Here is a 13846-nt window from a genome sequence, read left to right on the forward strand (position 1 = left end):
TCCCCTGACAGCGACCGCCCCCGTCCCCGTCTGGCGGACCCCGGGGCCGCGGTTGTCCACAGGCTGTGGACCGGTTGTCCACAGCAGGGTGTGGATGGGGGCTGCGCTGGGCGTCTCGGCACGGATGTCGGTGGGGTCCGGCAGGATGACGGCATGATCGGAGAGCTCAAGACCATCGTCGTGGACGGGGCCGACATCGGGGGTCTGTCCGCCTTCTACGCCGGGCTCGCCGGCTGGACCGTACGCTACGCCGACGACGAGTGGATCACGATGACCACCGATGACGGCTGGCGCGTCGGCCTGCAGTACGCGCCCAACCATGTGCCGCCGCGCTGGCCCGATCCGGCGCACCCGCAACAGGCGCACTTCGATCTGCGGGTGCCCGACCTGGCGGAGGGCACCGCGCGGGCCGTGGCCCTGGGTGCGACCCTGCTCCGGGAGAACGAGACCTGGCACACGCTCGCCGACCCGGCCGGTCACCCGTTCGACCTGTGCCTCAGGGCCGACGACCCGAAGGTGACGCTGATGGGCGTCATGCTCGACTGCCCCGACGCCAAGGAGCTGTCCGCGTTCTACAGCGAGCTGCTCGGCAAACCGATCACCTACGAGGGTGACGGCATGGCGATGATCGGCGAGGAGGGCGCGCGGCCGATCCTGTTTCAGCAGGTGGAGACCTACACTCCGCCGCAGTGGCCGGACCGGGCCCACCAGCAGCAGTTCCACCTCGACGTCACGGTCGACGACATCGAGGCCGGGGAGCGGGCGGCGCTCGCGATCGGTGCGCGACGGCTGCCCGGTGAGGGCGACAACTGGCGGGTCTACGCCGACCCGGCCGGCAAGCCCTTCTGCCTGCTCTGGTCCGTGGAGTGACCGCCCCCTCACGTCGATCATGAAGTTGGTTGACGTGGCGGCACGGTGGTCTCACATGCTGTCGCCAGCTTCATGATCAACCGGGGGTGGGGTTCGGGGCAGTAGGATGCGGGGTCGTGCGCGTACTTCTTGTGGGAGGCGGCGGGCGGGAGCATGCGCTCGCGCTCGGGCTCGCTGACGACCCGTCCGTCGAGGTGCTGGTGGCGGTGCCGGGGAACCCCGGTATCGCCTCGGTCGCCGAACTGCGGGAGGCGGACACCGGCGACCCGGCCTCGGTCGCGGCGCTCGCCGTGGAGGTGCGGGCAGACCTGGTGGTGATCGGCCCGGAGGCGCCGCTCGTCGCGGGAGTCGCGGACGCGGTGCGCGCCAAGGGCATCGCCACGTTCGGCCCATCCGCCGAGGCGGCCCGGCTGGAGGGCTCCAAGGCGTTCGCCAAGGAGATCATGACGGCGGCCGGGGTGCCCACCGCGCGGGCGTACACCTGCGTTGACGCGCAGAGCGCCGCCGAGGCCCTGGACGACTTCGGCCCGCCGTACGTGGTGAAGAACGACGGGCTGGCCGCCGGCAAGGGTGTGGTGGTCACCGACGACCGCGCGATTGCCCTGGAGCACGCGCGCGAGTGCGGGCGGGTGGTGATCGAGGAGTACCTGGCCGGGCCCGAGGTGTCCCTCTTCGTGGTCACCGACGGCGAAGCCGCGGTGCCGCTGCTCCCGGCGCAGGACTTCAAGCGGGCCGGCGACGGAGACACCGGCCCGAACACCGGCGGCATGGGGGCGTACGCGCCGCTGCCCTGGGCGCCGCCGGACCTGGTCGACGAGGTGATGGCCGACGTCGTGCACCCGACGCTGGCGCAGATGCGCCGCCGGGGCACCCCGTTCGCCGGCCTGCTCTACGTCGGGCTGGCGCTGACCGCGGCCGGCCCCCGGGTGATCGAGTTCAACGCCCGCTTCGGCGACCCGGAGACGCAGGTCGTCCTCGCCCTGCTGGAGACGCCGCTGGCCGGGTTGCTGCACGCGGCGGCCACCGGCGCACTGGCGGCGCACCCGCCACTGCGCTGGCGCGACGGCGCGGCCGTCACTGTCGTGGTCGCCGCCGAGGGGTACCCGGCGAAGCCGCGTACCGGTGACGTGATCACCGGCGCGGATCGCGCCGGGGTCATCCACGCCGGCACCCGCCGGGACGCCGACGGCACCCTGCGCTCCGCCGGGGGCCGGGTCCTCTGCGGTACGGCCACCGGCCCGGACCTGGCCGCCGCCCGGGATGCCGCCTACGCCCTGGTACGCGGCATCGAACTGGCCGGCGCGCACCACCGCTCCGACATCGCCGCCGCGGCGGTCGAGGGCCGGATCGCCGTCCCCGACTGACGAGCAACCCGCACCGCCTCCGCCTCCGCCTCGGTAGAACGGTGAGGCGAGGAGGTGGCGGGATTGCCTGCCGACATCGAGGGTTACCGCGGGTACGTCGCGTCGCGACTGCTAGCTGCGGCCCCGCACAGGTCCCTGAGGGCTGCCGCCGGGGCGCTTCGCAGCCGGTCGGGTGCCTCTGCTGCTCAACGTCGGGCTGGCCCTGCTGGTCACCGCTGCCACCGGTGGGTTTCCTTCATCGTCGGGCCTGTCGAATCGCGGCGGCGCCCAGACCCATCGCGAGGAGCAGCATCGATGTGACGCCGACCAGGTGCGGGCAACGGCTGACCAGTTGGCGCCTGGACCTGGGCGAGGTGGGCCGGATCGACGATCACTGCCCAGACCTGGCCCGTTCGGGGAGTGTGGACAGCGCGGTGCCAGCCCGTCACGCTCGCGGAGCTTGTCTCAGGAGGTCGGGCCGGCCCGGCGCCGGAACCCGGTCAGCCGTAGTAGCGACGCAGCTCGCGGGTGAGCACCTTGCCGGTGGCGTTGCGCGGCAGGTACTTCACGAAGACCACGTCCCGGGGCACGCTGAACCGGGCCAGGTAGTGCCGGACGTACTCGCGGACCGCCTCCGGGTCGAGGGTCTCGCCGGGGTGCAGGGCGAGGAACGCGGCGAGGCGCTGCCCGTACTCGGGGTCGGGGACGCCGATGACGGCGGCCTCGCGTACCTGGGGGAGGCGGGCGAGCAGATCCTCCACCTCGGACGGGAAGACGTTCTCCCCGCCGGAAACGATCATGTCGTCGGCCCGCCCGTCGACGAAGAGCAGCCCGTCGGCGTTGATCCGCCCCAGGTCGCCGGTGTCGAGCAGCCCGTCACGGGTCTCCCGCTTCGCGCCGGAGGTGTAGCCCTCGAAGAGCATCTCGTTGCCCACGAAGATCCGGCCGACCCGGCCGTCGGGCACCGGCTGACCGTCGTCGTCGAGGATGGCCACCCGGGTGCCGTGCGGCGGCCGGCCGGCGGTGGTGGGGGCTTTCCGCAGGTCGGCAGGGGTCGCGATGGATGCCCAGGAGACCTCCGTCGAGCCGTACAGGTTGTAGACGACGTCGCCGTAGATGTCCATGAACCGGGGCGCGAGTCCGCCCGGCAACGCCGAGCCGCTGACCGCGACGACCTTCAGCGGGGGTCGCGGCTCCGGCGGTGGCACGTCGAGCAGCCGTTGCACCATCACGGGTACGGCGAAGAGCGCCTGACACTGGTGGGTCACGAGCGCCTCCAGCGTGGCTGCGGGGTCGAACCGCCGGTGCAGCACGATGGTGGCGCGCAGCGCGAAGGCGACCTGGAGGGCGGCGTACCCCCAGGTGTGGAAGATCGGCGCGGCGATCAGCACGGTGTCCCGGGTGTGCAACGGAATCCGGTCGATGATGGACACCAGCGGCCCGAAACCGTTCGGGGTGGGGCGGCGGGCGCCCTTCGGGGCGCCGGTGGTGCCGGAGGTGAGCACGATGGTCCGGCCGTCGCGCTCGGGTGGTCGCAGTTGGCCGGGGAGCGCGGCCGCCACCAGCTCCTCGTGCCGGCGTTCGTCGACCCGCTGCACCTCGGCGGGGAGGCCGATGACCCGCTCGGCGAACTCGTCGTCGTGCAGCAGCACCCGCAGCCGCTGCTCCTCGGCGACGGTGGCGAGCTGTGCGGCGGACAGCCCGGTGTTGACCAGCACCGCGTCCGCGCCGAGCACGGTGGTGGCGACGATCGCCTCGACCAGCCCGCGATGGTTGCGGCAGAGCAGCCCGACCCGCTCCCCGGCCTGCACACCGAGGGCGCTGCGCATGGTGCGGGCCAACCGTTCGGCCCGGTCCAGCAGCTCCTGGTAGGTCAGCTCGCCACGGTCGTCGACCAGCGCCACCCGGCCCGGGTCACGCGCGGCGGCCTGGCGCAGCTCGCCGGTGAGGCTCCAGCCCCACTTGCGTAGCGCGCCGAGCTGCGAGGCGACCCGGATGGGCCGGCCGGGGGTGAGCAGCCCGCGCTTGGTCAGCGTGGCCACGACGAACGGCAGGTCCATGCGGCGGGCCTCCTTTGGCGAGATGCGGTGAAGGGCCCTGCGAAGAGCCCTTCACCGGGGCTTCACCTTCCGATCATGCCCCGACGGGCGACCCCGCCCCAAGCCGCGGACGGGCCGGCGCCGGGGTGGTGCCGGCCCGCGGTCAGCGAATCTGCATTCCGGAGATGGCGCGGGAGATGACCAGCCGCTGGATCTCGGACGTGCCCTCGAAGATGGTGTAGATCTTCGCGTCCCGGTACCACCGCTCGACCGGGTGGTCGCGGAGGAACCCGGCCCCGCCGAGCAGCTGGACGGCCTTCTCGGTGACCGAGACGGCCACCTCACCGGCCTTGAGTTTGGACATCGAGCCCTCGCCCGCCGCGAAGGGACGGTTGTTGCGCCCCATCCAGGAGGCTCGCCAGACCAGCAGCCGGGCCGCGTCGATCTCCATCTTCATGTCTGCCAGCGCGAACGCGACCGCCTGGTTGGCGATGATCGGCCGCCCGAACTGGACCCGGTCCTTGGCGTAGTCCAGGGCGTACTCGTAGGCCGCCCGGGCGACGCCGAGCGCCTGGGCGCCGACGGTCGGCCGGGACAGTTCGAAGGTCCGCATGGCGGCCTGGCCGGAGGCGCGCTGCCCGGTCCGGGCCCGGGCCAATCGCTCGTCCAGGGCCTCCTTGCCGCCGAGCAGGCAGCGCCCGGGTACGCGTACCTCGTCGAGGAAGACGTCTGCGGTGTGCGACGCGCGCAGGCCGAGCTTGCGCAGCTTGCGGGTCGCGCTGAGCCCCGGCGTGCCCGGCGGTACGACGAACGCGGCCTGCCCGCGCGAGCCCAGCTCGGGCTCGACGGAGGCGGTGACCACGTGCACGCCGGCGATCCCGCCGTTGGTGGCGTACGCCTTCTGCCCGCGCAGCACCCACTCGTCGCCCGCCTCGTCGTAGCTGGCCCGGGTGCGCATCGCGCCGACGTCCGAGCCGGCCTCCGGCTCGCTGCTGCAGAACGCGGCGACGGCCGGGGTGTCGACGTCACCGAAGCACTGCGGCACCCATTCGACGAGCTGGTCGGGGGTGCCCGCGCCGTAGATCGCGGCGACCGCGAGGGACGTGCCGAAGATGCTCAGCCCGATGCCGGCGTCACCCCAGAAGAGTTCCTCGCTGGCGATCGGCAGGGACAGGCCGGTGGGGTCGGCCCAGCAGGTGGCGAGGAACTCGAAGCCGTACAGGCCGACCTTCGCCGCTTCCTGGATGATCGGCCAGGGGGTCTCCTCCCGGGCGTCCCACTCGGCCGCGGCCGGGCGCACGACCTCGGCGGCGAAGCCGTGCACCCAGTCGCGCAGATCCCGCTGTTCCTCGGTCAGGTCGAGCGAGAACTCGGTCATGTCAGGCCTTGGGGATGTCGAACAGGTTGGCGATGTTGGCGGCCAGGCCCAGGTCGCCCTTGGCCTTCAGCTTGCCGGTCATGAACATCATGACCGGGTTGGCACCACCGGAGACGATCTTGAGGAACTCGACCGGGCCCATGGTCAGGCTGAGCTTCGGGTCGTGCTGCGGGGTCTCGTTGACGGTGCAGGTGCCGTCGGCGATGACCACCTCGTAGGTGTCGGTGCCGCCGTCGGGCCGACCGGTGATGTTCCAGTGGATGGCGGCGTTGGTGGAGCCGGCCCGGTCGGCGCGGAACAGCTGCGGCATCCGGCCGAAGACCTCGCCGAGGATCTTGCCGCGCAGGTCGCCGGCCATCACCTCGGCGATCTTGCTGTCCGGGGTGGACTTGACCAGCTGGGCGAACTCCTTGGGCCCGACGTTGGCGAAGTTGGCCGGGTCGAAGTCAGTCATGGGGCTGCACCTTCCGGGGGATGTGAGTGGTTACTCAAGCGTAACCTTACGTACGAGTAGGTATGCTGGCAAGAGTGTCCAGCGCCCCCACCTTCAAGCGCCTCCCCCGCGCGATCCGTGAGCAGCAGATGCTCGACGCTGCCGTCAGGGTCTTCTCCCGCCGGGGGTTCCACGCGGCCAGCATGGACGAGATCGCCGACGACGCCGGCATCTCGAAACCCATGGTGTACGCGTACCTCGGCACGAAGGAGGAACTCTTCGTCGCCTGCCTGCACCGGGAGGCCGCCCGGATGATGGAGGCCATCGCCGGTGCCGCCGCCCCCGACCTTCCCGCCGACCAGCGGCTCTGGCGTGGGCTGCGCGCCTTCTTCGGTTTCGTCGGCGCGTACCGGGACGGCTGGGCGGTGCTCTACCGGCAGGCCCGGGGCTCCCAGCCGTTCGCCGGGGAGTTGGCCGCCATGCGCGCCCGGCTGGTCGAGGTGGTCGCCGGGATGCTGGACCACGCGCTGCGCGCCGAGGGGCGCGAGGTGGCCGAGACCGAGCTGGAGGTCGTCGCGTACGCCCTCGTCGGCGCGTCGGAGTCGCTGGGTGACTGGCTCGCCGACCACCCCGACGCCGACCCGGAGAAGACCGCCACCCGGATGATGAACGCCGCCTGGCTCGGCGCCGGCCAGCTACTGCGTGGTGCCACCTGGCGGCCACCGGCGGCCTGACCGGCGGACCGCCGGGCGGATCAGCGGCGGGTGGCGGAGCTGCGGCGCACCACCCAGCGGACGAGTTCGAGCAGACCGGTGACGGCCAGGGAGAGACCGAGACCGACGAGCAGACCTCTGACCGGGTCCCGTTCGAAGGCCAGCCCACCGAAGTAGCCGAGCAGCCCGCAGTAGGCACCCCAGCTGGCCGAGGCGAGGGCGTCGAAGAGCAGGAACCGGGACAGCGGGTAGCGGACCGCGCCCATGGTCAGGGTCACCGCGGTACGGCCGCCCGGGACGTACCGGGAGGTGGTCAGGATCGAACCGCCGCGCCGGCCCACCGCCCGGCGGGCCCAGTCCAGGCTGGCGCGGCGGCGGCTGCCGGTCGGCAGCCGGGCCAGCCGGTGCGCGCCGCCGCCCCGGCCGATGGCGTACGAGACGTGGTCGCCGGCGAGCGCGCCGAGCGTGGCCGCCGCGATCACCGCGAGCAGGTCCGGCTCGCCGCTGGCGGCGAAGACCCCGGCGGTGATCACCACCGTCTCGCCCGGGACCGCCGGGAAGAACGCGTCGACCGCGGTGACCGCGAAGATCACCAGGTACACCCACGGTGAGGTCACCGTGTGGCGGAGCAGGTCGAGCACGGTCTCCATGCTCCCCATGCTGGGTCCTCGACCACCGCCGGCGGGCGGGGTCGGCGGATCGCACCGGCCGGATCCCGCTACGACCGACCGGGATCAGCGAACCGTGCCGGCCAGGTGCGGGCGACCGGTCCGCGCGTCGTGCAGGGCGAAGTCCCAGGCCGCAGTGGCGCTGAAGGCGACCGTGGCGGGCAGCGGCACGGGCAGCTTGAAGGCCACCTCGACCGTGTACGCCTCGGGCAGCCGGCTGTCCAGTGCGGCCAGGCAGCGGGCCTTGCTCCACATCCCGTGGGCGATCGGCCGGGGGAAGCCGAACAGCCGGGCCCCCAGTCTCGACGTGTGGATCGGGTTGTGGTCGCCGGATACCCGGGCGTAGTCCCGACCGACCCGGGGACTGACCGACCAGTGGGCGGTGGTGGCGGGCGTCGCGGGCCGTTCAGCCCGGTCGCGCCGGCCCCCGCCCGCCGGTGCGCGCTCCCGGCCCAGGTACGTGGAGACGCCGCTCCAGACCTCCTCGCCGCCGACCGATCCGGTGAGCACCACGTCGATCTGCCGGCCCCGCTCGTGCGGGCGCAGGTTCTCCGCGTACGCGACGAAGTCCAGCGTCTCGTCGGCCCCGACCGGCCGGCGCACGGTGATCCGGTTACCCACGTGCACCACCCCGGTGAGCGGGATCGGGAACCCGGGCGCGGCCATCAGCCGCAGCGCCAGCGGAAAGCCCATGACGTGCGGGTACGTCGCCGGCAGCGTGTCGGACAGCCGGAACCCGCAGACCCGGTCGTACTCGGCGAGGTGCGCCCGGTCGACGGTGGTCCCGCCGACGGCGAACTCGACGGCCGGCGCCCCGTCCGGCCGGCGGGACGGGCCGACGCCGGGCAGCGCGCCGAGCAGGGCCCGCCGGTACAGCGCGCCCCGTGCCGGCATCCGGGGCAGCTCGACCCGGTCCCGCCCGGCCGGGCCCCCGGAGGCGTACCCCGACAGGTCGTGCGTCCGCGCGACCCTCGCGTCCGGACCAGGCCCGGCATCGGTGGCGTACGCCGACAGGTCGTGGGTCTGCTCGACCCCCGGGTCCGTCCCGGGCCCGGCGGCCCGGGCGGCAGCCAGGTCGGCTGCCGAGATGACCTGGGTGGGGCCCTCGATCAGCTCGTGGACCGACAGGTCGTCGGCCGGTTCCTCCCGCCTGGCCATCACGCCCCCAGCAGGCTCTGGCCGCAGACCCGGACCACGTTGCCGCTGACCGCCGCGGACGCCGGCCAGGCCAGCCAGCCGACGGTCTCGGCCACGTCCACCGGCAGGCCGCCCTGCGACATGCTGTTCATCCGGCGGCCCGCCTCCCGGACCAGCAGCGGGATGCGGGCGGTCATCCGGGTCTCGATGAACCCGGGAGCGACGGCGTTGACGCTGATCCCCCGCCCGCGTAGCGCCGGGGCGAGCGAGTCGACCAGGCCGATCACGCCGGCCTTGCTGGTGGCGTAGTTGGTCTGCCCCCGGTTGCCGGCGATGCCGGCGATCGAGGAGACCGAGACGATCCGCCCGCCGGGCGGGATCAGCTCGCGTTCCAGCAGCACGTCGTTGATCCGCTCCTGGCTGGAGAGGTTGACGTCGATCACCGAGTCCCAGCGGTCGGCGTCCATCCGGCCGAGGGTCTTGTCCCGGGTGATGCCGGCGTTGTGCACCACCACGTCGACCCGGCCGTGCCGGCCGGCCAGGTGTCCGGCGAGCCGGTTCGGCGCGTCCGGCGCGGTCAGGTCGAGCTGTACGGCGCTGCCGCCGATCTCGTTGGCGACCTCGGCCAGTTCGTCGCCGGCCGCCGGGACGTCCAGAGCGACCACCTGCGCGCCGTCGCGGGCCAGCACCCGGGCCAGGGCGGCGCCGATGCCCCGCGCCGCCCCGGTGACGAGCACGACCTGCCCGTCCAGCGGCCGGTCCCAGTCGGCCGGGGCCTGCGCGCGCCCGGCGCCGACGCGGATCACCTGCCCCGAGACGTACGCCGACCGCCCGGAGAGCAGGAACCGCAGGGTGGCCTCCAGGCTGGTCGGGGTGCCCGCGTCGCCGGTCGGGGTGACGTGGACGAGCTGGGCGGTGACCCCACGGCCGAACTCCTTGCCGATGCTGCGGGTCAGCCCCTCCAGGGCGCGCTGGGCGGTCGCCTCCCGGGGTGAGCCGCACTCTCCCGGCGGGGTGCCGAGGACGATCACCCGGCCGCTGGGCAGCACCGAGCGGGCGTGCGGGTGGAGGAAGTCGTAGAGCTGACGGAGCTGGGTGGAGTCCGTGACGCCGGTGGCGTCGTACACCAGGGCCCCGAAGCGTGCTTGGGCGTCGACGGTGGCGGGGTCGCGCAGCTCGACCCCGGCGGCGGCCAGGATGGCGCCGACCGGCTCGGCGAGCCGGCCGCCGGCAGCCGCGCCGAGCAGGGCGGGGCCGGTCAGCAGCGGGTCGCCGGGGGTGTGCCGGCGCAGTCGCGGCGGGTCGGGCAGCCCGAGGCGCTTGACCAGCGTGCGGCCGGCCCCCGATTGGACGAAGCTCGCGTACCTGTCGGTCATAGGCGTAGCCTACTGGCCAGTAGGTTGTGGGCAAGTCCTGGAACGGAGGCGGGATCGTGCAGAGCATCCGGCGGGTCGCGGTCATCGGCGGCAACCGCATCCCCTTCGCCCGGTCCAACTCGCGGTACGCGAACGCGTCCAACGCCGACATGCTCGGCGCGACGCTGGACGGGCTGGTCGCCCGTTTCGGGCTGGCCGGGCAGCGGGTCGGCGAGGTGGTCGCCGGAGCGGTGCTCAAGCACTCGAAGGACTTCAACCTCACCCGGGAGGTGGTGCTCGGCTCGAAGCTCGACCCGCGCACACCCGCGTACGACATCCAACTGGCCTGCGCCACCGGCCTGGAAGCGGCCATCCTGGTCGCCAACAAGATCGCCCTCGGGCAACTCGAGGTGGGCATCGCCGGTGGCGTCGACACCACCTCGGACGCCCCGCTGGCGGTCAACGAGGACCTGCGCCGCACCCTGCTCCGGCTCAACTCCGCCCGTACCCTCGGCGAACGCCTGAAGATCGCCGCGAAGCTCCGCCCGCATCAGCCGTTCAAGCCGGAGATCCCGCGCAACGCCGAGCCGCGTACCGGACTGTCGATGGGGGAGCACGCCGCCCGTACGGCGCTGCGCTGGAACATCGACCGGCAGGCCCAGGACGAGCTCGCGCTGCGCTCGCACCAGCGGCTCGCCGCCGCGTACGACCGGGGTTTCTTCGACGACCTGATGACGCCGTACCTGGGGCTGACCCGGGACCAGAACCTCCGCCCGGACACCACCCTGGAGAAGCTCGGCTCGCTCCGGCCGGTCTTCGGGCACCGGGGGCCGGACGCCGACCGGGCCACCATGACCGCCGGCAACTCCTCGCCGCTCACCGACGGCGCGTCGATGGTGCTGCTGGCCAGCGAGGAGTGGGCGCGGGCGCACCACCTGCCGGTGGCGGCCTGGTTCTCCTGGTCGGAGACGGCCGCCGTCGACTTCGTGCACGGCGACGACGGTCTGCTGATGGCTCCCGCGTACGCGGTGCCCCGGATGCTGGCTCGCGCCGGGCTCACCCTGCAGGACTTCGACTACTACGAGATCCACGAGGCGTTCGCCTCGCAGGTGCTGGCCACGCTGGCCGCCTGGGAGTCGCCGGAGTTCTGCAAGGACCGGCTCGGCTTGGACGCGCCGCTCGGACCAGTCGACCGGGAGAAGCTCAACGTCAACGGTTCGTCGCTGGCCGCCGGGCACCCGTTCGCCGCCACCGGCGGCCGGGTCGTCGCCACCCTGGCCAAGCTCCTCGCCGAGCGGGGCGGCGGCCGAGGGTTGATCTCCATCTGCGCGGCCGGCGGCCAGGGCGTGACGGCCATCCTGGAACGCTGACCCGAGGTCCGGCCGGCGGTGGCCGCCTGCGCGCCAGTTGCGGCATGCGGGGGAGCGGTCGTGCGCGACCGCCGGCCCCTCGTGACGGAGGCGTCGGCGTATATCGCGCCCCAGCCGGGCGGGTACAGCTACCGCCTGCTCGCCGTCAAGGAAGTCGTGCCGCCAGCAGAGGTCGAGCGTCTACTGGCGCTGGACAGCGGCGACAAGGCGATACTGCGGCGGCGGCTGGTGCTGCACGATGGCGAGCCGACGAAGTTGTCCTGGTCGTACTACCCCGCTTCGATCGCGCGCGGCACGGAGCTGGCCGAACGCCGCAAGACACGGTGGGGCCGCCAGGGTGCTAGCGGATCTTGGCTATCCGCAGAACCACATGATCGACCAGGTCTCCGCCCTGCGTGATAGTGCCTCCCGACGGACAGACCGATCAAGGGTTCACACGTCGATCATCTGGCGGAGGACCTGTCGTACCTCCGCCACCTGCTCGGGTCGGAGTCGGTACACCGGCCCGCGCCCGGTCAGTCGGCTCGCGGAGACCGTCCGCACCTGCTCGGTGATCACCCATCCGGTGCGCCGGCCGGGCACCTCGATCGCCACCCGGTGCAGCCAGCCCGGCCGTTCCCGGGTGGTCAACGGAAGCACGCTGACCAGCGAGCCAGCGGTCAGGTCGAGGTGGAAGCGGGACGACACCACCAGGGCGGGACGCTGCCCGGCCTGCTCACGGCCCTCGGTCGGGTCGAAGTCGAGCCACCAGACCTCCCACGGCTTGATTCGGCTCACGCCCGCTCGTCCCACGGGTCGCCGACGGGAGCGTCGGCGCCGTGCCAGCGGTCGGACTCGACAAGGTACTCGGCCCAGCCCTCCGGGTCGGTCGCCCGGTAGTGGTCCATCGCGGCGACCGCCTTTGTCCGCCAGTGCTCCTCGAGCAGGCGCTTGACGGCCTCGTCGGCGCTCACCCCGCCGAAGTCCTCGGCGGCGACCCGGAGCACCTGCTCGCGGGTCTCCGGGCTGACCCGCATCATCGTCGTCATACCGGCAAGTATACGAGCTGGTATACCGGCGCGACCGCGTCGGCGGTGCGGAACCTGTCCCGGCCCCGTCGAGGGCCTGCCCGGAAGGTGCCGGAGAATGGGGTACGTGACGACGATCCCGAACGTGCTCGCCAACCGGTACGCCTCGCCCGAGCTGGTCGCTCTCTGGTCCCCCGAGGAGAAGGTCCGGATGGAACGGCGGCTCTGGCTCGCCGTGCTGAAGGCCCAGCGGGATCTTGGCGTCGCCGTGCCGGACGGGGTGGTCGAGGCGTACGAGCGGGTGCTCGACGACGTCGACCTGGCCTCGATCGCGGCGCGCGAGCGGGTGACCCGGCACGACGTGAAGGCCCGAATCGAGGAGTTCAGCGCGCTCGCCGGGCACGAGCACGTGCACAAGGGGATGACCTCGCGCGACCTGACCGAGAACGTCGAGCAGCTCCAGGTGCGCCGTTCGCTGGAGCTGATCCGGGACCGGGTGGTCGCCGCGCTGGCCCGGCTGGCCTGGCTCGCCCAGGAGCACTCCGGGCTGGTGATGACCGGCCGGTCGCACAACGTCGCCGCGCAGGCCACCACGCTGGGCAAGCGGTTCGCCTCGGCGGCCGAGGAACTGCTGATCGCGTACGAGCGGTTGGAGGACCTGATCGGCCGCTACCCGCTGCGCGGCGTGAAGGGCCCGGTCGGCACCGCCGCCGACCAGCTCGACCTCCTTGACGGCGACGCCGGCAAGGTCGCCGAGCTGGAGCGCCGGGTCGCCGGGCACCTCGGCTTCGCCCGGGTGTTGGACAGTGTCGGTCAGGTCTATCCCCGGTCGCTCGACTTCGACGTGCTCTCCGCGCTGGTCCAGGTGGCCGCCGCGCCGTCGTCGCTGGCCACCACGATCCGGCTGATGGTCGGCCAGGAGTTGGCCACCGAGGGCTTCAAGCCGGGGCAGGTCGGTTCCAGCGCGATGCCGCACAAGATGAACACCCGGTCGTCGGAGCGGGTGAACGGCTTCGCGGTGATCATCCGGGGGTACCTGTCGATGGTCGGCGAGCTGGCCGGCGACCAGTGGAACGAGGGGGACGTCTCCTGCTCGGTGGTGCGGCGGGTGGCCCTGCCGGACGCGTTCTTCGCCGCCGACGGGCTCTTCCAGACCTTCCTCACGGTGCTCGACGAGTTCGGGGCGTACCCGGCGGTGGTCAGCCGGGAGCTGGAGCGCTTCCTGCCGTTCCTGGCCACCACCAAGATCCTGGTGGCGGCGGTCCGGCGGGGCGTCGGCCGTGAGGTCGCCCACGAGGTGATCAAGGAACACGCGGTCGCGGTGGCCCTGGCCATGCGCGAGAAGGGCGCCACCGACAACGACCTGTTCGACCGCCTCGCCGCCGACGCCCGCCTGGGTCTGTCCCGGGCGGAGATCGACACCCTGGTCGCCGACCCCACCACCTTCACCGGCGCCGCCCAGGCCCAGGTCGAGGCGGTGACCAGGCGCATCGCCACGGTGGTGACGGCCCACCCGGAGGCCGCCGCCTACTC

13 protein-coding genes and 1 pseudogene are annotated in these 13846 nt (G+C 73.0%); 6 read left to right on the forward strand and 8 right to left on the reverse strand.

Annotated elements, in window-relative coordinates:
* Window positions 1-153: 153 nt before the first annotated feature.
* Together E1165_RS23545 and purD are read left to right on the forward strand one after the other, a co-directional pair.
* Window positions 154-870 carry a VOC family protein gene (locus E1165_RS23545; protein WP_132393932.1) on the forward strand — a complete coding sequence of 239 codons (717 nt, stop codon included), beginning with the start codon at window positions 154-156 and terminating at the stop codon, window positions 868-870.
* A 116-nt stretch (window positions 871-986) separates the two neighbouring features.
* The gene (gene purD, locus E1165_RS23550; RefSeq protein WP_132393933.1) at window positions 987-2234 is read left to right on the forward strand and encodes a phosphoribosylamine--glycine ligase; all 1248 of its coding nucleotides are present in this window, start codon (window positions 987-989) and stop codon (window positions 2232-2234) included.
* Between the two features lie 479 nt (window positions 2235-2713).
* Here the strand turns inward: purD and E1165_RS23555 are convergent, their stop codons facing one another.
* The 3 genes from E1165_RS23555 to E1165_RS23565 form a co-directional block, all read right to left on the reverse strand.
* A complete protein-coding gene (locus E1165_RS23555; protein ID WP_132393934.1) occupies window positions 2714-4273 on the reverse strand; it encodes an AMP-binding protein in 1560 nt (519 codons plus the stop codon).
* Window positions 4274-4415: 142 nt separating this feature from the next.
* Window positions 4416-5630, reverse strand: a complete 1215-nt coding sequence (locus E1165_RS23560) for an acyl-CoA dehydrogenase family protein (RefSeq protein WP_132393935.1) — start codon at window positions 5628-5630, stop codon at window positions 4416-4418.
* A 1-nt stretch (window position 5631) separates the two neighbouring features.
* Complete coding sequence (locus E1165_RS23565) at window positions 5632-6084, reverse strand: SCP2 sterol-binding domain-containing protein (protein ID WP_132393936.1); 453 nt, start codon at window positions 6082-6084, stop codon at window positions 5632-5634.
* Between the two features lie 74 nt (window positions 6085-6158).
* Between E1165_RS23565 and E1165_RS23570 the strand changes: the two genes are divergently transcribed.
* Window positions 6159-6797, forward strand: a complete 639-nt coding sequence (locus E1165_RS23570; protein ID WP_207917017.1) for a TetR/AcrR family transcriptional regulator — start codon at window positions 6159-6161, stop codon at window positions 6795-6797.
* A 20-nt stretch (window positions 6798-6817) separates the two neighbouring features.
* Here the strand turns inward: E1165_RS23570 and E1165_RS23575 are convergent, their stop codons facing one another.
* From E1165_RS23575 to E1165_RS23585, 3 genes are all read right to left on the reverse strand, one after another.
* Window positions 6818-7426, reverse strand: coding sequence for a DedA family protein (locus E1165_RS23575; protein ID WP_132393941.1), 609 nt, complete (start codon window positions 7424-7426; stop codon window positions 6818-6820).
* Window positions 7427-7510: 84 nt separating this feature from the next.
* A complete protein-coding gene (locus tag E1165_RS23580) occupies window positions 7511-8602 on the reverse strand; it encodes a MaoC/PaaZ C-terminal domain-containing protein (RefSeq protein ID WP_132393942.1) in 1092 nt (363 codons plus the stop codon).
* A complete protein-coding gene (locus tag E1165_RS23585; RefSeq protein ID WP_132393938.1) occupies window positions 8602-9957 on the reverse strand; it encodes a 3-oxoacyl-ACP reductase in 1356 nt (451 codons plus the stop codon). The genes E1165_RS23580 and E1165_RS23585 overlap by 1 nt, the downstream gene beginning before the upstream one ends.
* 56 nt (window positions 9958-10013) lie before the next feature.
* Here E1165_RS23585 and E1165_RS23590 point away from each other — a divergent pair, with 56 nt between their 5' ends.
* A complete protein-coding gene (locus E1165_RS23590) occupies window positions 10014-11306 on the forward strand; it encodes an acetyl-CoA C-acetyltransferase (RefSeq protein WP_132393939.1) in 1293 nt (430 codons plus the stop codon).
* Window positions 11307-11357: 51 nt separating this feature from the next.
* A pseudogene (locus tag E1165_RS23595) lies at window positions 11358-11697 on the forward strand (UTRA domain-containing protein); the annotation flags it as partial.
* Between the two features lie 41 nt (window positions 11698-11738).
* On the opposite strand, the gene E1165_RS23600 reads toward E1165_RS23595, so the two are convergent.
* Together E1165_RS23600 and E1165_RS29175 are read right to left on the reverse strand one after the other, a co-directional pair.
* A complete protein-coding gene (locus E1165_RS23600) occupies window positions 11739-12083 on the reverse strand; it encodes a type II toxin-antitoxin system PemK/MazF family toxin (protein WP_165945305.1) in 345 nt (114 codons plus the stop codon).
* Entirely contained in the window at window positions 12080-12334 is a 255-nt protein-coding gene (locus E1165_RS29175; protein ID WP_165945306.1) for a hypothetical protein, read from the reverse strand. Before E1165_RS29175 ends, E1165_RS23600 begins: the two co-directional genes overlap by 4 nt.
* Before the next feature lie 106 nt (window positions 12335-12440).
* On the opposite strand from E1165_RS29175, the gene purB reads away from it, so the two are divergent.
* The coding region (purB, locus tag E1165_RS23605) for an adenylosuccinate lyase (protein WP_132393940.1) at window positions 12441-13846 on the forward strand (1406 nt) is incomplete at its 3' end.

It is taken from the genome of Micromonospora sp. KC723, from assembly GCF_004348595.1.
Classification (GTDB): Bacteria; Actinomycetota; Actinomycetes; order Mycobacteriales; family Micromonosporaceae; genus Micromonospora.

Coding starts and splice junctions, on each gene's coding strand:
- E1165_RS23545 (WP_132393932.1), top strand. CDS start 154: ATGATCGGAGAGCTCAAGACCATCGTCGTGGACGGGGCCGACATCGGG.
- E1165_RS23555 (WP_132393934.1), bottom strand. CDS start 4,273: ATGGACCTGCCGTTCGTCGTGGCCACGCTGACCAAGCGCGGGCTGCTC.
- E1165_RS23560 (WP_132393935.1), bottom strand. CDS start 5,630: ATGACCGAGTTCTCGCTCGACCTGACCGAGGAACAGCGGGATCTGCGC.
- E1165_RS23565 (WP_132393936.1), bottom strand. CDS start 6,084: ATGACTGACTTCGACCCGGCCAACTTCGCCAACGTCGGGCCCAAGGAG.
- E1165_RS23575 (WP_132393941.1), bottom strand. CDS start 7,426: ATGGAGACCGTGCTCGACCTGCTCCGCCACACGGTGACCTCACCGTGG.
- E1165_RS23580 (WP_132393942.1), bottom strand. CDS start 8,602: ATGGCCAGGCGGGAGGAACCGGCCGACGACCTGTCGGTCCACGAGCTG.
- E1165_RS23585 (WP_132393938.1), bottom strand. CDS start 9,957: ATGACCGACAGGTACGCGAGCTTCGTCCAATCGGGGGCCGGCCGCACG.
- E1165_RS29175 (WP_165945306.1), bottom strand. CDS start 12,334: ATGACGACGATGATGCGGGTCAGCCCGGAGACCCGCGAGCAGGTGCTC.